The sequence below is a fragment of the Pseudanabaenaceae cyanobacterium SKYG29 genome (genome assembly GCA_025055675.1).
Lineage (GTDB): Bacteria > Cyanobacteriota > Cyanobacteriia > Pseudanabaenales > Pseudanabaenaceae > M5B4.
The window spans coordinates 833777-854649 of sequence record JANWWT010000001.1; the positions used below are offsets into that span (position 1 = coordinate 833777).

The 20873-nt window shown below is 49.1% G+C and carries 12 protein-coding genes; 6 read left to right on the forward strand and 6 right to left on the reverse strand.

What is annotated here, in order from left to right; translation table 11 throughout:
• Positions 1–25 precede the first annotated feature (25 nt).
• From hpsA to NZM01_04035, 4 genes are read left to right on the forward strand one after another with little or no spacing between them, the layout of a single operon-like run.
• Positions 26–8536: a hormogonium polysaccharide biosynthesis protein HpsA gene (gene hpsA, locus NZM01_04020; protein MCS6959193.1), complete on the forward strand. Its 8511-nt coding sequence runs from the start codon at positions 26–28 to the stop codon at positions 8534–8536.
• 16 nt (positions 8537–8552) lie between these two features.
• Positions 8553–9263 carry a type II secretion system GspH family protein gene (locus NZM01_04025; GenBank protein MCS6959194.1) on the forward strand — a complete coding sequence of 237 codons (711 nt, stop codon included), beginning with the start codon at positions 8553–8555 and terminating at the stop codon, positions 9261–9263.
• A 2-nt stretch (positions 9264–9265) separates the two neighbouring features.
• Complete coding sequence (gene hpsC, locus NZM01_04030) at positions 9266–10576, forward strand: hormogonium polysaccharide secretion pseudopilin HpsC (protein MCS6959195.1); 1311 nt, start codon at positions 9266–9268, stop codon at positions 10574–10576.
• Positions 10577–10591: 15 nt separating this feature from the next.
• Positions 10592–11239 (forward strand): type II secretion system GspH family protein, encoded by a 648-nt coding sequence (locus NZM01_04035; GenBank protein ID MCS6959196.1) that lies wholly within the window; start codon positions 10592–10594, stop codon positions 11237–11239.
• On the opposite strand, the gene NZM01_04040 is transcribed toward NZM01_04035, so the two are convergent.
• Positions 11234–12142: a TIGR01777 family oxidoreductase gene (locus NZM01_04040; protein ID MCS6959197.1), complete on the reverse strand. Its 909-nt coding sequence runs from the start codon at positions 12140–12142 to the stop codon at positions 11234–11236. The two genes, NZM01_04035 and NZM01_04040, sit on opposite strands and share 6 nt — an antisense overlap.
• Positions 12143–12776: 634 nt before the next feature.
• Between NZM01_04040 and ftsH the strand changes: the two genes are divergently transcribed.
• Entirely contained in the window at positions 12777–14636 is a 1860-nt protein-coding gene (ftsH, locus tag NZM01_04045) for an ATP-dependent zinc metalloprotease FtsH (GenBank protein ID MCS6959198.1), read from the forward strand.
• Positions 14637–14658: 22 nt separating this feature from the next.
• Entirely contained in the window at positions 14659–15726 is a 1068-nt protein-coding gene (gene gshB, locus NZM01_04050) for a glutathione synthase (protein ID MCS6959199.1), read from the forward strand.
• Here the strand turns inward: gshB and NZM01_04055 are convergent.
• From NZM01_04055 to accA, 5 genes are all read right to left on the reverse strand, one after another.
• Positions 15723–17279 carry a ShlB/FhaC/HecB family hemolysin secretion/activation protein gene (locus tag NZM01_04055; GenBank protein MCS6959200.1) on the reverse strand — a complete coding sequence of 519 codons (1557 nt, stop codon included), beginning with the start codon at positions 17277–17279 and terminating at the stop codon, positions 15723–15725. The genes gshB and NZM01_04055 overlap by 4 nt on opposite strands.
• A gap of 157 nt (positions 17280–17436) precedes the next feature.
• Entirely contained in the window at positions 17437–18072 is a 636-nt protein-coding gene (locus NZM01_04060; protein ID MCS6959201.1) for a hypothetical protein, read from the reverse strand.
• Positions 18073–18144: 72 nt separating this feature from the next.
• Positions 18145–18660, reverse strand: coding sequence for a hypothetical protein (locus NZM01_04065; GenBank protein MCS6959202.1), 516 nt, complete (start codon positions 18658–18660; stop codon positions 18145–18147).
• 20 nt (positions 18661–18680) lie between these two features.
• Complete coding sequence (gene wecB, locus NZM01_04070) at positions 18681–19796, reverse strand: UDP-N-acetylglucosamine 2-epimerase (non-hydrolyzing) (protein MCS6959203.1); 1116 nt, start codon at positions 19794–19796, stop codon at positions 18681–18683.
• On the reverse strand, positions 19793–20758 hold the full coding sequence (gene accA, locus NZM01_04075) for an acetyl-CoA carboxylase carboxyl transferase subunit alpha (GenBank protein ID MCS6959204.1): 966 nt from the start codon (positions 20756–20758) through the stop codon (positions 19793–19795). The genes wecB and accA overlap by 4 nt, the downstream gene beginning before the upstream one ends.
• Between the last annotated feature and the right edge of the window lie 115 nt (positions 20759–20873).

Genomic DNA, 20873 nt, shown 5'->3' on the forward strand with positions numbered 1-20873 from the left:
GTGATCATTTAGGTGGCAACGGAATATGAGTAGTCGTGAGCAAAGCAGAGTACGCAAGTTCTACCTGTCTCTCCTATCCAACTTAAGGAAATGGTTAATTAGGGTTGGTAGTCCCTTCCGTATTAGCCGCAAATTCATCCGTAATTTGATGCGTCGTGGAGCTGCTCAAGCAGGTTTTATCTTGCCTACTGTAGTCTTTGTCACGATCGCGACTACTGTACTGGTTCTGGCTGTAGTAGCCCGATCGGCAGACCGTGCCCAAAGTGCCGCTAATGCCCGCGTAGAACAAGTGTTTGAAATTGCTAATGCACCTATAATCGATCGCGCCCGTGCCAAGCTAGAAATTTTACTCAACGACGACAATCTACCTCGTACCACCCCCAACGAGGCAGTTCTTGACTCTGTAATGAAGGCACCCAAATACACCTTTGCTGATGAAACACGTCTACAAATTGTTAGCGACTTTGGGGGCAGAATCAGCAACGTAACAACAGGAGCAGCTGACGATAGGATTGAAGTCACCGACCCTGATATTGCTGACAAAGAATTTATCAGCACAGCTTGGAAATTTCCGATCGACACAGATGGCAACGGTTTATACGACACCTATGGGTTATACAGCATTGTCTTCCGCACTCGTCCTCCCAATATGGCAGATGGGCGTAACAGTACCACACCTTTCAATCCACTCGATCGTTCTTCCTCTCCCTTAGAAGTTCGGACACTACCCTTCGATCAGACTACCCTATCAAGTCTCTGTGCTGGTGCAACTGGTGTGAGAGTAGCAACTAGTGAAGGTTGGACAAGTGGTGGCAACAGGTTGAAGAAAGCGTTTTATGTTTATGCTGTCACTGTTCCTATTACCGACCGCCAAAGTTTTCCAGCTACAGCGATTCCTGGAGTACCTGCTACTGACCCTGCCAGATTTGAAGTTTATCGTGGTGTTCGTTCCCTTTCAGCTCTAGAACTGCAACAGGACCGTGCCCGTAATCCCGTCAACAACAATGCTGCCTGGTTTGAGGGTGACCTAGAGGTTAGTAGACCACCACGCTTCAACTTCAATGGTAGAATATACGTTGGTGGAAATCTGATGATTGGTTCTCTACCGAACCTTCCCGTACAGCTCTATCAAGTAAGTAGTTCTGGTACAAACCCAGCTTCCGATAATACTCTTGGTTCTTGCTACTACGAGCGTCAGAATGCTGAAGTGAATGTAGCGGGCAATATAGTGGAAGGAGATGCTTTGAGCAACGATCCCAATTTTGCAGAGTTAAACGGTGTGATTGTCGACCTCTATAAGGGTCAAGGTGTACCTCCCAATACCGTCTCTAATGGTCAGCAAGTTATTGACAATAATAACCAAACTATCACACAGACAGGTAACCTAGCTACCTCCAATGATTTTGAGTTTAATCGTCGCGTAGAAGCTCTGGTTGAAGCAGCACTAGCTCGCGCTCAACTGACTGGGGTCACAAGGTCTGCCGGCAACATCGAACTTCAGTATAATAGCCCGAATTACGAAGATCCTCCTGCTGTTCAAGCAGATCTAAAAGGCCGCATTAAAGACGAAGGTATATTTGAATCCACTCCTGGACCGAGAACAGCAGAGGCAAGAAGAAAGGCACTGGAGGCATACTTCCGTGCTCGTGTAGCCAAGGTTTCCTACAAGGAAGTCCCCTATGGTGTTACCCCCCCCCTACCTCCCATCAATTCTCGCTTGACTGAGATTGATATTCCTGCTTCTCTAGGGGGAGGAAAGGATTTGGCTCCTCCAGTTGCATGGGCACTACCTGGTTACACAAACGGCGGAAACCTTACAAAAAACATCAGCAACTACACAACTTACGATGGGAGAGGTCTGCGAACTGATAACAACGGCTTGACACTGAAATCTGCTAGTAACCCCATTTTGGCACTCTCTACTGTTGGACCTGAAACTTTGGCAGAACGCAACGATATAGAGCAATGGCTGGGCGATCGGGTGCGTGTAGGTAACAACTTACCTGCTAAGTGGCTACTTGATGATGATGGCAACTCTAGTACCCCTCCTGTCTACGTTGGTGAGACAACTCCCAACTGGTATACTACTAACAACTCAATAATGTTCAATGACCCCAACAACCAGAATAATCCTGCTTCTGGCAAGCCTCGCTATCGCAACACTCGTGCTGCTACTTTAGCTGCTCTGGGGGAGAACAGTAGAGGAGGGTTCTGGGAGTTGTCTGCTGCTGCCGACCCTAGTGATGGAGGAGCTACTCCTAACGAATCGCCTGTAACTGGGGGGCTAAGGGTAGTTACAAACGCAGGTATCTACAGTGCTCGACCTGAACATACATTTTTACCCAGATTTTACACAGGCTTTAATGATAACCCAGCTACAAACCTAATAGATGAATCAGCTGCTCCCCTGTGGAATGGTCGGCCGGTAGATAATCCTATCACTGAAGTTAATGAGGCAACTTTTGCTGCCCCTGACCCTACTCCTAATGATGGGTTTAATGAACTTAACTATGTAGTTTGGCCAGATTCCATGCCCATGTCTGGTGCAGTTGTGTACCTAGATCAGAACCTCAGACCCTTTGCCAATCCCTACGCTACAAGTGCTGCCGATCGGGTTCTACAGATTCAAGTACCAGGCCCTGATGCAGGCTACTACCCTCTGGCTCCTAATGGTTTGCCTACGGTCGATGGAACAAACAACGGTGCAATAATTACCACAGGTCCATTACCTGCGGGCTTTCCTAATCCAGTAGCTAGCCCAGCTGAGAGGGTGGATGCTCTTAGGCGTGCTGCTCGTAAGGGGCACTTACAAATGCGGGCAGCAGCGGTGTATCACTACAAGGCTAGTGCTTTCAACCCAGACCCTCTAGTCCAACAGAGACCGATTGCTTGTATTAGTCAATATTTAGACAATTCGACTTTCAGGACTGCCAGAAACGGTAGAGTACACAACGGTGGTGCTGGTTTGTTAGGTGGTATCAATTTCGTTAACTCTCCCTGGAATTTCAATTTTCAAGGAAGATCAAACAACGGTCTAGTTTACAGAGCAGACCAGATTCCTTTACCTGGACAAGCAGGATTTGGCGGTGTACCTGCCTTTGTCGATGGGAAGTTCAATGTCATTGCAGCTGCCTCTGATCCAACCAACAGGAACGTTTCAATCGCCCAACGCCTAGCTTATCAAGCCAATCTGATATATCCGAATGGTAGATTCGTCAATGAACCTCTCCGTGAGGTGATGATTAAGCTTTCACAGGGTAACGCTAATCTTTCGATCGCAGAACAATCTACACTGGACGCCAACATCTGTGCTTTACAGATTTTGGATGGTGCAGCCACACTGGTTACAGATAGCCAAGACATTGCTATCATCAACATGAACGGGGCTACGGTTGAAATACCCCAGGGAGCAATCAAAGAGTCTGCCTTCCTTGACGCAAGGGAAGTGAAGTCCCTCAATCGCAATGAATCTCTCACAGAGGCGGGTTTTGGTATGACTGGCGGATCAATTCCCCGGCAACCTGCTAGAGCTGATATTTACGACTTGGAGGTAGAGCAGAGACAGCCCTTAGAGGTGAGAGTGACAGACCTTGACCTCGATCGTATGAGAGGAGCAAGGGTCACAGGTGGCAATAACCCTGGCGTAGGGGTAGACTTCCTGCTACCCATGAGTGGTTTGATTTACGCGACGCGTGAGGATGCCCTAGAAGACCTTAGCTTCTTTAACGTACAGAGAGATGCCAATGGCAATCCTGTCTTGGATCCAAACGGGAACGTCATTCCCTTGCTTACAGACATTAACACACGCAGGGCTTTGAGCAGCACAGACTTCCGTGTTGACCCCACGCGCAAAGTGTCAGGTATAAGACTGATAAATGGCTACCGTCTGTGGCGTAGCTACAACGGCATACAGAATCAGGCTGCTCTGGATGACCCTTTAAACAATGTGATTGGCAACATAACTGTTTCTGGTACAACCCAGCCCCCCTACAGAGAAGAAAATAGAGGAGAAAAGGGACTAATACTTGTTTCCAACCTGCCTGTATATATCCGTGCCCAGAGGGTGGCTAATCCTGCACCTAACACTACTCCGGTCGGCTTCAATGTGCACACTCAAGAGGAGTTTAATCAACGTCTTCTCGATGACTGGAGCAATTTTTACAATAGGATCAGAGGTGACCTAAACACGAATTTTGCCTGTCGCCCAGAGCAGACACCCACCTGTGCTGTGGGAGATGAATGGAGGCCAGCAACTGTCATAGCTGATGCTGTAACGGTCTTGTCAGGAGAGTGGCGAGATGGCTATCGCTCTGATGGAGATTTTGACTTGCGCAACAATGCTAACACCTCTACTAGCATTAACTGGCAAAGTACTCTCAATTTGAATTCTGAAAAGATAAAGGACAGCTACTACGTGGTAGCGAGGCGCAAGCAAGGTTTCTTCAATAACAACTTTGTGACAAGTGCCAACTATCTAGCTCCTGCTGATCCCGAGAGGCAAGACGGTATAAGTGGCAGTACAAGTGACTTTTTCCCCCGCGGTAATCGCAATTCCTACAACGCAAACGGTGTAACGCCTGTGCAAAGGCGGGCGAGGGCAAGAGAGTTTAACATGGAAATATGCCGTAAGTTGCCTCTGTCCGAATGCACTCCTAGTGATTGGGAAAAAGTAGGGGCAGGAACAACCCGTACACCAATTATTAATGATCCTTCTCTACCTCGCTTCGTTGCTACCCATGATCAGCGGTTTGCTAAGCGTCTTGCTTTCCTGCGGTATGACGACATCTATGGTGACGGCAACAAGGCACTTGTGTTTGCCTCTACTTGCAACAACTCCTTCAGCCCAGGGAATAACCAGGTTTATCCCATATTGCAAACAGTTGCTAATGGTGCCATTACTGTACCTCAGGTACTGGGAGGAGGGTTGAATACTCCCTACAGAACGAACAACAACAGGTTTTACGGAGATGTACCTTGTCCACCTCCCCCTGGACCAACTGTTGAAATAACTAACTTCAATTCACGAGGGGAGGGAAGAAGGAGAGACGTAAATGTTACTCCTGCTCCTTTACCTACACCAACTGTAAGCAACTTCAGCGGCATTACTGTAGCTCCAGCTAATGACACAAGTCTTGTACCCTACTCTAGCTTTACCTTTACAGTTAGGTTGAACAATCCTATTCCTACTGCTGCAGCTCGAGTAAATGTGGAAGTTGTACCTAACAGTGGAGGGCCAACTGAAGCGAGGGTAGGTCCACCCACAGGTCAATTAGACAACAATCAAACAGAGAATTCATCTTTGGTCGATGCTTTGGATAAAGTGTATGTTGCCCAAGCAAACACTTGTGTAGATGCTAGCAACAATCCCTTACCTGTTGGGACGGAAGTGAGTACGGTGTTTTTCCCTGCAGGTACCAGCTTTACAAACTGTCAGCTCACTGCCCTTGTTGTGCGAGACATAAGAGATGAGCAAAACGAGAACCTGAGGATTAGGCTGACTAATCCAGTTGGAGCAGACATAGCAGGAGCGAACCCAGCTACTGCTCAAATCACTCAACAAATTACGAGGACAGAATATATCCCCCCCCAATACCAACCAGATGTTATTGTCGTGGGGTGTGGTTTGATAAGCGATGATGTCGTTAACGATGTTCTAGTTGGAACACCGAATCAGGATGACGGAATCTTGACCCAAAGACAGCTAATAAGACGGCGGACAGTAGGCAATGGAGCTACTTGCCCTGCGCCTACGCCTACGCCCACACCTACGCCTACACCCACACCCACGCCTACACCTACGCCTACACCCACACCCACGCCTACACCTACGCCTACACCCACACCTACGCCTACACCCACACCTACGCCTACACCTACACCAGGACAGAACGCACTTCCTCTCCCTGTCTTTGGTATGCTCACGGGTTCGGGGTCAGAGGCAGTACTGCCAGTCGGTGCTGCTTATCCTTTCCCAGGTGGTAACTACGGTGGAAGCTTTAGTCAAAAGACTTGTGACTTTGATCCTGCTACGGCGGGTGGTTCTCCAAATACTGCAAGTACAAGAGGTTATGTGAGAGGTTACAGGTGCGACACCCCTAACGCTAACCTAATGAGGCGGGCAGGAGGAACAATCTTTAGTAACGAAGCTCTAGCTCCTTTCCCTGCCCCATCCAGAGTAAATCAGCCAACTCCGAGGGGTGAGCTACCTATGCCTCCAGGTATGAGGGAAGACCTGCCGAATGCTGCCACAGATCAGCCTCAGACCCTCTGGTATCGGTACGTAGGGAGCAACTGGAACTGGATTGGAGAAGAGGATAGCCTCAATTACAATGCCAACAACAATGTGTTAGTCTACACTCACTCATGGCCGCAGATTGGTGGAGGTAGTACAGGTAACAATAGGGGGAACCTGAATCATGGTTCTCGCTTGATACTGCCTGAAACTGTCTGTGTTCGGACAGATGGTTTCGTTGATGAACGCTGTCTTGGGCAGGGTAATACCAACCAAGGCGTAGCGACTGCTCCTCCTGACATAGCCAACCTGAATTTGCCATTTAATCCCCATTACCCCAGTGATCAGAACTCCAGTACAGGTAGTTCTGCAGTTGTACCAGCCTCTGCCTATATGATCTGTGGTTCCACTGGTCTATGGCAAGGAATACAGGCATACCAAGCTGTAGACAGACCATTTACAAACGGCTCCTGTCCACAAGGAATAAGAGAGGTAATCAACAATTTCCGCAACAGGCTTAACACAGCCATTACTAACGCTGTTAGGCCACGCCCAAACGTTACCAGGGATGAACAAAATCGTGTTATAGGAATTACTTTTGAGGCAAGGAACACATTTGCCAACAATCGAATCAACTTCATTGACCTGAATGCTGTTCCTAGTAACGCTCCACTACCAGTAAACGAAAGCGATAGGGGACTGGATGAGCTGGATGAGACCAACGATGGTCAGATTCAGAACCCAGCTACAAAGGGCTTAACCCTTACTTTGAGAGTCAATCGTGATGATCCTGGTGATCCCACAGACGGTACTCGTGATGATGGTAGCAGGCTTGGTCCAAGTCCAGTTTTTGTTCTCCGAGCAAGCGCAAACGAAGACCTAACTATCAGAGGATTGCGCATAAGACTAGATGGAGTTGATCCCAACAATGTATTCTGGCTGTTTGACAGAACCGGACCTACAGCTCTGACTATTAGAGGTAGGCAGGAAGAACCGACAGTTCTGGTAGGTAACTTCATTGGTAATACCCCCAATACGGGTAGTAACGAAACAAACTCCACAGGTTTGAATGTGTCGAGGATATTTGCTCTCCAGCCCTCTGCTCCCAATAGCCCTGTGCTAGTAAAGAGAAACCCAGAGACTATTGTCCAAACAAGTGGAGACAACTTACTGTTTGACTACTACAACCCGTCAAATGAAGACACCACAGATGCGCCTACAGGACTGGATGACCCAATAGCAGATAGAACATTCTATGTGACTTTCAGAGGGGCGCGCTTCCTTGGTTTCCATGCTAAGGAAACTTCTACCAACTCTCCTGGCATCAACCGCAATACGATCGCGGCAGCCATGACATCTACTGATCAGCCGATAGTTTTACCAGTCCTACAACTACATGCGCCTGCTGCAGACCCCTCAGGAGTACCAACTTTTGCCAACATGCCCGAACCAGACTGGAACAATAGATTTACAGAGAGTATGAATGGGCGGAACAACGGAAGAGGCGGACAGTGGCTAATGAGGGCTGCGCAAGTTGATGCTGCTGGCAATGATCCCGCCAATCCTAACAGGGTAGAGGTAAACGTATACTTTGTTGCTGGAAATGTTCCTTCTCGTGCTGGCGTACCCTATGTTAGGAACATTAATCATTCGGCAACTCCTGCAAGCAACAATACTGGGGGTCAACAAGTGCAAAGTGCCGAGACAGGTGGTGGTCTGCTCAATTTTGTAAGGCTACTAGAGAGCTGGACTGGTGTACCGCTTAGAATCGCGGGTGGTTTCCTGCAAAACACTAGAAGTAGGTATGCGGTTGGTCCGTACATGCAAACATTCCCTTACACGGACCTGAGTCTGGCAAACAGTGACAGTAGTAGCGACATACCCACATTGTGGGTCAATCCTCTTGATTCCCAGCGAGGAGCATTTCCTCTAAGCAGATTCCGCAAGTACTCGAACAGTGTTACAGCTATGAGCATACCTTTCTTCTCACCTCCTATTCGGTTATTTGGATTTGATGTAGGGTTGCTAACTCAGCTCCCTGACCTATTCTCCTCCAGGTTCGCTACTGCTTTACCCAAACCTGACGAATTCTTCCGCGAGGTGAGTGCAGAGGACATCTACGTGAAGCACCTCATGTGTGCCCTTGAACCAAACAACCTAACTAATGAAAGTCGCAGGGGAGTAGGTACAGATGCAGAACCTACTGACTACAGAACGACTGCCCTTAGAGGTAATGATTTGCCTAGAGATTGTGCTCAGGCAGTGGGGTTGCCTGGTTTTCCTGGTACTATTACATATAACTAGGGGGAGGGAAGTGATTATGAGGGTCGTGCACAAGTGGCTGCTGGCAAGGTTTAGTCAAGAAAAGGGTCTTACTCTAATTGAAGCATTGGTGGCAGTAATCGTTCTGGGCATTCTCCTGACAGCTCTCTTGCCCATGGTTACTCTGGCAGTAGCCACTAGAGTGCAGGCAAGGCGTGTGGACTTGGCGACTCAGGCAGCTCGATCCTATGTGGAAGCGGTACGAGCGAGGATCATTTCCCTTGCTGACATACCTAGTAGTCAGATCGCTGCAGCTGGACAGACAACGTTTGAGGCTATCAATCCTCCAAATCCAGCTACCTATTTGCCATTGACCGACCCAATCACTGGTAATTCGGCTCTGCGAGGTACAAGGATAGACGGTAATAATGATGGTTGGAGAGTAGGTGACCCCTTCGATTTTGTACTTCAGCCCATGCGTACTCGCATCATTCCTACCCCCCCTGCTACTGGTGAGCCAAACACTACCCAGGAAAGGGAGAATGCCCTTAGGAATCAGGGCTTTGTCTTGGGTGTACGAGTATATCGAGCTGATGGGTTTAGCGGTACTCTTTACAGGGGCTTACCTACCGAGCCTCAATGCCGAGGACAAAGAACTGTATTCACCCGCAATTTAGGTAACCGGGCTTGTCCTGTAGTAGTGGTGAGAGCGGAAATACTGACAAATACTTCCAATACTCCTGAAATTTTGAGGCGACTGGGGAACTAACTATGAAGCAGTTACTATGGAAATTTATTCTTAAATATCTCAGGGAAGGTAGAGCTAAGATTAGTGGCTTCACTTTACTGGAACTACTAGTAGCTTCCCTGATTGCAGGTATTATGCTGAGTGGTTTACTAGCTTTTTTGGTCAACATTTTACAAACAGACCAGAGAGAGCAGGCAAAGGTGCAGACACAGGAAGAGATTCAAGCTGCCCTGGATTTTATTGCTGATGACCTCAAGCAAGCGGTCTATATCTATGATGCTGATGGGGTAGAGAGAAGTAGCACGGACGACCCACCGGGGATTAGAAATCAACTGCCAGGGGTATCTGCTGACAGAGTACCAATACTGGTGTTCTGGAAACGTCACTTTTACGATCGGGAGTTTGTTACGAGCATACCAAATAGGGGTTCGTGTGCTAATCCCTCTAACACTTCTAACACTTGCCGACCTATAAAAGCGCTGCCAAGAGGAACTGGGGAGGGAGACAGTGTATTTGTTTATGCATTAGTTGCCTACTACCTAAGGAGTAATAGGACAGGCGCTTTGGATCGATCCAACGCAATGCAGATAGAGCGAATTGAAATCAGAGATGGCATTAGAGCAGATTGCCAAGATGCAAACCCACAACAGAACTGCTTTCAGCCTCCATTCCAGAACCGAGCTCCTATAGTTAGGCAAAATGATGTCAATTACTGGATTTTACCTGACCAAAATTTTAGGAGGTTCGATGTTAGTGGGGCAGGCACTTTTCGCGATCGGATGAACAGGTGGCGTAATGCGGGTGTAGGTTATAACATAGCGCCAAACACTGTAAACGCACCACAAGTAATTCTTGATTTTGTCGATGACACTTTCTACACTGGTAACCAAGATGATAACAATCCCACTTCTGGCTCTATATTTGTGCCCATCAGACCTAACAATGTAGATATAACGGTTTTGGGAGGAGTGGGAGCAAACCGCTTTTTCAATGACAACATAGACTGTGCTGACCCCGCTAAGGGTGTTGGTCGGAATCCACCTAACGGGGATATAGATGGTAACAATACTCTGGATATTGCTACCCAAAGAATTCCTAGTAGCTTTGACCCGAATACAAATCCCGTTCGAGCAGACAATGCTAGTAGCTTTTTTGTGTGCGTCAACTCTGTGCAAAATGCAGCTAGGGTATACATTAGAGGCAACGCACTGGCTCGAATATACAACAACCGTGAGGTAAGACGTATACAGCCTGTGGGCGATCGGAAGGCAAATTTCTTGATTACGGCTAGTGTACGAGTTTTGGGTCGCAGCGCTATCGATATACAAGACTAGAATAGGGGGGTGTTTATGTTGAGATTGAATAGGTTACCGAGGGAAGTTGACAAAGGTTTTACGTTGGTGGAGCTGCTTGCTGTCATAGTGATTGCAGGAATTTTAGCAGCTTTGAGTGCACGTGGCTATAGCGGTTTGATGAACACGACTAGGATTAACAATGCACAAAGTAAGCTTTTCTCTGCAATTAAGGACGCTCAAAGCAAAGCGAAGAGGGATAAAATCACATATCAACTCAGCATAAGGCGTAACCCAGCCGGCTCTGGAGAGATAGAGGTTGGCGTGCACAATGCTAAGTTACCAAACACAGGAGCTTATAGGACAGATGTGAACAACTGGAACTGGCAGCCAATTATCCCTGGTAGTATCAAGGATAGTCAAAGAGTTAGGGTGGGGGTAAGTGGTAATTTTACTATCCCCGAGTTCCCAGGAGCAGGCGGTCAGAAGGTAATTTGCGTTAGATTTGCGCCAGATGGTTCTATAGACACGGGAAGTGGATGTGTTAGCTTACAGAATGTTTATATTGTCATTAAGGGTGACAGAAGCAGTGGAGCAAATCAAAAACTGCGCTGCATTAGATTTACCTCTCATCTTGGATCTGTCAATTCGTTTAAGCAAGGTGAAGCTGATTGTAATGACCAACCAGCCAACAGATTTTTATGATTTACAATTACGAACTGCTGCCAATGCATTCTCCAAGGTAGGGTAAGTAAATTCGAATCCTCTCTCTGTTGTGACTCGCGGCAGGACTTTTTGACCTTCTAGTAGTATGCTAGCTCCCTCACCAAAAACTACTTTCAGAGCTAGAGCAGGAACAGGTAAAAGGGCAGTACGCTGTAGTTGTATTGCCAGTGCTTCGGTAAATTCTCGGTTAGTAACGGGTTGGGGTGCTGTCCCGTTCAAAACTCCTTGAACCTCACCCCGATCGATGGCAAACAAAATTAATCTAACCAAGTCCTCTCGATGTATCCAGGAGAACCACTGGTCACCGCTGCCGATTACTCCCCCTAACCCCAGTTGAAAAATAGGCAGTATTCTACCCAATGCCCCACCACCCCGATCGAGGACTATCCCAATTCTAATCTTCACTACCCTTATACCTAGTTCTGTTGCCCGATCGGCACTAGCTTCCCAATCAGCGCAGACATCCGCCAAGAAACCTTCACCCTTGGGGCTATTTTCGTCAAATTGGGCAGTCAAACTGGAACCGTAATAACCGATGGCGCTGGCATTGACCAGGACAGTGGGACGCTTGTCTAAATTTGCCAAGAGGTTAACTAAACGTTTGGTAGTGTCGATGCGACTACGGTAAATTTCTTCCTTTACTTTTTTTGTCCAGGGGTCAGTAATAGAACGCCCTGCTAAATTCACTACTGCCTCACTACTTGCCAGAGCCAAGGATACCGATCGGTCATCTTGCCAGTCCACCACTGCTGCTGTCGGGAACATAGATTGTCCCTTGGCGACACTCCGAGTGAGGACAAAGAGCTGATCACCCCGATCGAGAATCGCTTGCCCCAGCCGAGAGCCAATAAAACCAGTTGCACCAAGTATCGCAATTCGCATAGCTTTATATTTTTCCTCAGTTTACTGCCTTTCGCAAGGGTGGTGACTACTGAAATTACTAGCTTTGCTGGGGAGGAATCACAACTCCTACTGACTTCTGTTCTTTTCAGGAGTTAGAGATGTGTGATTTACTACCTCAGAAACTCTGGTGAATCAGGTTTTGCTAGCCCCAAAATAAATAGCTACTGATTAATAGTTCTTAACAGAACAGAGCATACAAATATAATTTACTTGCTAGCAGGGACTCCTCCCGCAATTGGGGAAATAAATTCCCGTTATTTAAGCCCTGGCAGGGTTAGGAAAGAATACACAGCAGGTGACCGCAAACCAAAGTTCCAACCAGTTTTTATCCTAACTCTGTGGAGTTCACTAAAACATTCTATTGCTGATAAAAAGTCAGACTCATCTGCCAGTTAATCTTAATTAGTTTCTTCACTTTGCTATTTTTCTCTGCCCAAACTGACACCAGTACATTACAGCCCTATCCAGAAATATCGATCGGCAAGGAGAGTGGGAGCAAGCTGCAGGGAAATGCTCATAATTGCATTATGTCCCAGGGTTAGGAGGAAATCCGAACCGAGTATATCGCTGACCACTCCTATAATGAATCTATCAGTGTAAATCAATTACCCCTATGGCGATCAAAAACGAAGACCCCAAACGTTCCCGATCGCGCTTGATCGGCAATATTTTTCTGCTCATTGGCGTAGGTTTATTTATCTTTAACATCTTTGCGCCCCAATTACTCTCCAATCAGATTCCTAGAGTACCCTACAGTTTGTTTATCCATCAGGTACAGGAAGACCAAGTAGCACGGGCATTTATTGGACAGGATCAAATCAGGTATCAATTGCGCAGTTCTAGCCCCGATCGTCCTGGGGAAGTACTATCTACCACACCAATTTTTGACCTCAATTTGCCCCAACTACTGGAACAACATAGGGTAGAATTTGCCGCTGCTCCCCCCCAAGGGAATAACTGGTTGGGGACGTTGTTAAGTTGGATTATTCCACCCCTAATTTTTGTTGGCATTTTCCAATTGTTTAACCGGGGAGCTACCCCAGGGGGACTGCAAATTTCTAAGAGTAAGGCTAAGGTCTATGTGCAAGGAGATGCACCCAAAGTTTTATTTAGTGATGTGGCGGGTGTAGATGAGGCTAAGGCTGAACTAGAAGAGATTGTCCAGTTTTTGAAAACCCCAGAAAAATATACCAGTATCGGGGCACGCATTCCCAAGGGGGTGTTGCTGGTGGGTCCCCCAGGGACGGGCAAAACTCTGCTGGCTAAGGCGGTGGCAGGGGAAGCCGGTGTACCCTTCTTCAGCATCTCTGGTAGTGAGTTTGTGGAATTGTTTGTCGGTGTCGGTTCTGCCCGGGTACGCGACCTATTTGAACAGGCGAAAAAGCAAGCTCCCTGCATTGTGTTTATTGATGAACTAGACGCGATCGGTAAGTCCCGCACTAGTGGTGGTTTCTACGGCGGCAATGATGAGCGGGAACAGACTCTCAACCAACTACTCACAGAAATGGATGGCTTTAATGCGGATAACACTACAGTCATTGTCCTGGCAGCTACCAACCGTCCGGAAAGCCTTGACCCGGCTCTATTACGTCCTGGCAGATTCGATCGGCAAGTGTTGGTTGACCGTCCCGACAAAATTGGTAGGGAGGCGATTCTGAAGATTCATGCCCGTAAAGTAGCCCTTGACCCCAGTGTGGATTTGAGTGTGATTGCCGGGCGCACTTCTGGCTTTGCAGGGGCGGATTTGGCAAATTTGGTCAATGAAGCGGCGCTGTTGGCAGCACGGGCAGGGCGTTCTACAGTGCAAATGCAGGACTTTAGTGAAGCGATCGAGCGGGTGGTGGCTGGTCTAGAGAAGAAGAGCCGCGTTTTGAGTGAGGAAGAGAAGAAGATTGTGGCTTACCATGAGGTGGGTCATGCGATCGTAGGTGCCCTCTCCCCCGCGGCGGGGAAGGTGGAAAAAATCTCGATTGTGCCCAGAGGCATGGCAGCCCTTGGTTACACCCTGCAGTTGCCCCAGGAAGACCGCTTCTTAATGAGCAAGGAGGATATGGAGGCCCAGATTGCCACTTTGTTGGGGGGACGGTCGGCGGAGGAGATTGTGTTTGGACGCATCACTACGGGGGCAGCTAATGACCTCCAGCGAGCCACAGACCTAGCGGAAAAGATGGTGACCACCTACGGCATGAGTAAGGTATTGGGTCCTTTGGCCTACCAACAGCAGCAAAATGGTTTCCTGGGGGCAATGACCAATCAGCGGTTCATGAGCCAGAAGACAGCGGAGATGATCGACCAGGAGATCAAGGAGATCGTGGAAAAAGGACATCAGCGGGCACTAGAGGTTCTCAAGTTGAATCGGGAGCTACTAGAAACCATGGCACAAAAACTGCTAGAGTCAGAGGTGATCGAGGGAGAACCGTTGCAGGAATTCCTCCGTCAGATCAAGCGCCCCGAAGCTCTAGTAGCTGCCTAGTGAATTCATCGAAGCGAACTAAATGAAACTAGCCTTTATCCTTGACCCCCTGCCAGGACTTGACCCCACCCACGATACCACGGTGGCATTGATGGAGGCAGCTTGTCAGGAAGGGCATGAGGTATTCACTACTACGATCGCTGGTCTGTCTCTCCAAGGGGGAAAGTGCTATGCCCGTCTGTGCCCCACCCAAATTTACCCTGTGCAGTTGGTGGATGGGTTGTGGGTAGCGCCCCAGCCTTGGTATGAGGTAGGTGAACCCCGCTGGCTGCCCCTAGAAGCCATGGATGTGGTGTGGATGCGTACTGACCCCCCCGTTACCAGCCAGTACCTCTATGCCACCTATCTGTTGGACTATGTCGATCGTTGGTTCGAGAACCTCACCAACCACGGGGAATCTGAGAGCGTCACCAATCCCAGGGAATCTCACGAACTCACCAACCCTAGGGCATCTGCCCTCAGACAAGGGAAGCGTACTTGGGTGATTAATTCTCCTAGGGGTATCCGATCGGCTAATGAAAAGCTCTATGCTCTTCGCTTTTTAGAGGTCATGCCCCCCACGATCGTAACCAGCGACCGGCAGCAGATTCGGGAGTTTGTGCAGCAGGAGGGTAAAGCGGTATTGAAACCCTTGGGTGGTAAAGGCGGCGAGGGCATTCTCTTTCTCACCCCTGATGACCCCAACTTGAACTCTATGATTGAAATCAGTACCGATCGGGGGAAAACCCCTGTCATGGTGCAGCGCTTCTTACCAGAGGCAAAGTTAGGGGACAAACGCATTATTTTGCTGGAAGGAGAACCGATCGGGGCGGTCAATCGCATTCCCAGCCCAGGGGAGTTTCGCGGCAATATGGCAGCGGGGGGAACCGTGGCAGCAACGGAAATTACCGAGCGGGAGAAACATATCTGTGCCCTACTTGCTCCCCATTTGCGAGCTGACGGACTCTTTTTTGTGGGAATTGATGTGATTGGCGGTTATCTAACAGAAGTGAATGTCACCAGCCCCACAGGTGTGAGAGAAATCGATCGGTTACACAACCTCAATCTGGGCAAACAGGTAATGCAAAGACTAGAAGAGATAACCAGCTAAAAACTACCAGAAAGAGAGAAATAAATACCTTCATCTTGCAGACTATTACCCCGTCGTTCCACACTGACCAGGGGAATGCCATAATCCAAGCGGAATTGCACCTGGGGGGAAATTTGCCACTTGAGACCTGCCCCTATCCCCCATAGAGTTTGATTGTCCCCGTTCCCATTTTGATTCCAGACTGTGCCTGCATCGATGAAGGGTACAATTTTCACCACGCTGCGCCCAAACTCATTCCGTGCCAAGGGCAATTCCACCTCGATCGTACCCTGCACACCACTATCGCCTGTGATGAAACCTTGGCGATAACCCCGCACCGATAGGGGACCACCCAAACCAAAGCGATTCAACGGCGGCAAGGAGTCCCCCCCATACTGAAACTGCAACCGCAACTGCCCGATCGTTTCCTGGTCTTCACTTAATTTTTGCAACCGCAATAATTGCCCCCCCCAGGTAAAAAACCTGCCATCAGGCGCCCCCGATCGAATGGTCGCCCCCAAGCCATCGATGCCAAAGCCCAACACCGAGCGGGCAAACCATCCCCCCATCCCATCCCGCCCCCGATATTCCTGCCCCAACCTGAGTACCGTCGATCGGGTTTCTCCGTCAGGGATCAGCGCCTGGTCAATCAGAATGCGACTTTCCTCAGAAGCGAGGGAGAAACTAACACTCAATTCGGCACTGGCTGTGTGGAAGAAAGGCTGTTTGTAAGTCAACTCCAGCAAGCGGGACTCTGTAGTTAGATTGAAAGTAAACCGCTCTGCCACAATGGGATTGACACCTGCTAAACCTTGAATTGTCAACGTTCCCCCCTGGGGATTGAGGGGTAGAGTATAGGACCCCGCCAACGTGTTGGCTGCCCCCGATCGGGTATAGCTAACTGTGAGACCATCACCCCTGCCTGTGAGGTTTTGTTCTGTTACAGAGAGATTGCCCCGCCAGATGCCCGTATTCGGATTGCCGTAGTTGTCAAGGCTAATTTGCGTGATGAAGGACGATGCTTCTGTAACAATTACCTGTAAAACACTCAAACCCTCACCACTCCCTGCCCGCAAGGTGGCTTTGATGTCTTTGATGAGGGGATTTTCCCTGAGTTTTTGTAGTTCTTCCTCGATCGTGATGAAATTCAGAGGTTTATCAGGGTCAAAGGACAAACGACTGCGAAAGTAATCATCTTGCAACTTTTGCCCTGAACTTGCCCCCCGTTGGATGTCAATCCGTTCTAACTTCCCCTCAATAATGTCTATGCGTACCACCCCCCCCCGGATTGTCTGGGGACTGAGGACAGCCCGCGAGGTGATATAACCCAGGGATTGATACTTTTCATTAATCCTGGTAATCACCGATTGTAACTGCCCGATCGTCACTTCCTTGCCTATGACATCTGCTCCCAGTGCTCTTAGCTCCGCTGCTGTAAACACCGTGCTACCCACAATTTCTAGGTCACTCACAGTCAGCAAATTTACCTGACCCCAGACAGAGGGAGTGAGACTGCCAAACCCAGGACTAGCAGTGATAACCAGACAGCTGAGCAAGACCGCCAATGATTTCAAGTATCCCTTCCCCGCTTGACTACAGCAGCAAAACTACTGCGGTTCCAGGGACAGTATTGTGCCAGATAATTGCTCTGTCTGGAAAGAGAGAAAGATGAAAACAACACTGTAAACTAGCAGAAAAAAAGCAGCCTCGGTCGACGAGGCTCCCGAGGCGTCAGTCTAGTAGAGCATCTAACAGAAACTTCTCAATGGAAGACTGTTTCATCGCCCTCCAGCCTTTAGCATCCACTATGTCGTGGGCAGCTCCTGCCACTCCTAGTTCGTCATCCAAAAAGTTGAGAAAAGTTTTGGCTTCTTCATTATCACCAATCAAAACAAAACTCACACCCAAACGATAGGCTTCCCTCTCCCCATCAATCTTTTTCGTCGCTTCCACTAAAGCTTGCACAATCTCGGTCTGCTGCTCAGGTAAATGATCCAGAAAAACAACGATTGTTTCTTTCTTGCCTGGCTCTATATCAGCGAAATGATTATCCAGTGCCATCTGCCGCCTCGGGAGCCTCGCCGACCGAAAACTAGAGAGTAAGTCATTGGCAGCGATCGGTTCTTTCAACTGAAACACTTTTGCCAAATCGGCAGGACTACCCTCTGTCTTACGTTGGGGCGGTGTGGTAGCAAAATAGATGTCAATCCCACTGCGGTCATACTTGCTGCACTGCTTTGCCAGTTCAATAATGGCTGTTTGGGCTTCCCGCCAAGCTAGGAAATTAGGATGGTTGTTCTGCCAACTGGCGGCTTCCCGCACAAAAATAAAGGTATAATCTCGCCGTAACAACTGTTTGTCTGCCATAGATTTTCTCCCCGCTGGGTCGGTCGGCAAGGCTCCCGAGGCGGCTGAGCATACCACAATTTGTTAACTTTTTTACGGTTTGTTAGTTTCCCCCGTAGGTTTTCTGGGTGCAGGTGCTTGTATTTGGCGGGGGGATTGGGTTTCTAGGTCTTCAAAAATGCGGCGGGTGAAGGCGTAACCCACATAGGCAGGTATAGCCAGAATCATCAGGGTGGCCAACACAGATAAAAACATCATAAAGTCCCCTGAAAGACCGTAGTTGGTGCGATAGGGATTTTGTTTCAGGCAGCTGTCCTTAGCGCGACAAGCGATCGGTCGTTTTAGACGCAAGCGATTGTCATCTAGTTTTTCCATCAGCGTCCAGCCAAATTTCGCCTCCTGCTGACAGACGTATTGAATGGCGCGCCACGATCGGAAAGCACCCCCCCGCACCTGCACAATCTTGTATTCCCAGTCCTGGTCACTAGTGGGAGGTAGGGGGTCATTGTCCCCAGTTTCCGTTGGGGCAGCTTTAACCATTTGTTCCAAAGCAGTGAAGATCAAACCTAAGTCTAACAGCAAAAAACCAGCCAGCAGGGCTTCCAACATAGATTTGTGCCAGCGCTAGATTAACTATACCGAATCCCTAGCCTATCAAAGTAACGATCGATAATCCCCACAATCCTGGCACTTGCTTGCCCATCGCCGAAGGGGTTAGCTACCGTCGCCATCTGGTTATAAATCCCTTGGTCCTGGAGCAGCTCCCTAGCCCCCGCAACGATCGCTTCTATGTCGGTACCCACCAATCTGGCAGTACCGGCAGCAATAGCTTCGGGGCGTTCCGTTGTATCCCTAAGGACAAGGACAGGCTTTCCCAGGCTGGGAGCTTCTTCCTGCAATCCTCCTGAATCCGTCATCACAAGGTAACAGTGCTTGAGGGCACTGACAAGGGCACTGTAGTCCAGGGGATCGGTCAGGACAATACGGGGGTGGTTGCTCAGCAGATTCTGCAGGGGTTCCCGCACAGCGGGGTTGAGGTGAAGCGGCAGCAACAGAGCGACATCAGGAAAACAGTCCAGCAACGCCAAGAAGGCAGCAGCGATCCTCTCTAGGGGTTTACCCCAGTTTTCGCGGCGATGGACGGTAGCTAAAATCACACGGTAGGATGCAAACAGTTGGGGACAGGGCGGCTCCAGTTCTAAACCCGCTACATGGAGAAGGGCATCGATTACAGTATTGCCTGTGCAATGAATTTCCCCTGTCACCGCCGATCGTTGCAGATTTTCTACTGCCTTGGCTGTGGGGGCAAAATGTAGCGTAGCAATCTGACTGATGAGACGGCGATTAGCTTCTTCGGGGTAGGGGCTAAATAGATTGTCCGTACGCAGACCCGCTTCTACATGCCCAATAGGGATTTTTTGGTAAAAAGCCGCCACCGCACTGGCAAAAGCAGTAGTAGTATCCCCTTGGACAAGGAGCAAATGGGGGCTAAGTTCTGCCAAGAGGGGTTCCAGTCCCATTAAACTATGGCAGGTAATTTGGGTGAGGGTCTGGCGGGGTTGCATAATATCTAAATCCCGATCGGGGACGATACCAAACAACTGCATCACCTGAGCGACCATTTCCCGATGCTGTCCCGTGAGAATAACCTGGGTCTGCCAGTCCGATCGTTGTCTCAGTGCCAAGATCACAGGGGCAAGTTTAATTGCTTCCGGGCGCGTCCCTAAAACAACAGCGATTCTCATTCCCCTAGAAAGACCCCCAGCCGACGGAATTTTTGATAGCGCCGTTCCAACAGGTCAGGAATGCTCAGTTTTTGCAAACGATCGAGATTTTTCAGCAGACAGTCCTTGAGTAACTTAGCCGCCTGCAGTGGTTGGCGGTGAGCAGCCCCTGGGGGCTCGGGTAGGATTTCGTCAATTACCCCCAAGTTTTGCAGGTCGATCGCCGTAATTTTCAATGCTTCCGCCGCTTTGGGGGCTTTAGCACTGTCTCGCCACAAAATTGCCGCGCAGGCTTCGGGCGTTGCCACCGTATAGATAGAATATTCCAGCATAATCAAATGGTCACCGACCCCTAGACCCAACGCCCCCCCCGATCCCCCTTCCCCAATCACGGTACAGATGATCGGCACTTGCAGATTAAACATCTCTCGCAGATTGACAGCGATGGCTTCCCCCTGTCCCTCTTCCTCCGCTGACACCCCAGGATAAGCACCAGGTGTATCAATGAGGGTGATTATAGGCAGACCAAAGCGATCGGCATGTTTCATCAACCTGAGAGCCTTGCGATAGCCGCCCGGTGCTGCCATACCGAAATTGCGCAGGACATTATCCTTGGTATCCCGTCCTTTTTGGTGCCCTACAATTACTACAGGCTGTCCCCCTAGGCGACCGATCCCCCCCACAATGGCAGGGTCATCGCGGCGACACCGATCCCCATGCAACTCAATCCACTCCTCCGTCATTGCCTGAATGTAATCCAAAGTACTGGGGCGGCGGGGATGGCGGGCAATTTGCATTCTCTGGGCGGGGGAGAGAGCACTGAAAATCTCCTGGCGCAGATGGTCAGCCCGTTGCTCTAATTGACGAATTTGCTCCCCCACATCCACCTGATTCTCCCTGGCTAACTGCCGAATTTGTTCAATCCGCTGTTCTAGCTCCAATAACGGCTTTTCAAAACTAAGAACGATCGTGCGCTCTGGCATGAATATTTTCCCTCGTTTTCATCCATGATAAGCCTAGTATTCATTAAACCTGGTTGGGGGCATAATGATAAGATGCGGATTAAGTTGGTATGGGGACAGATTTACGGCATACTAT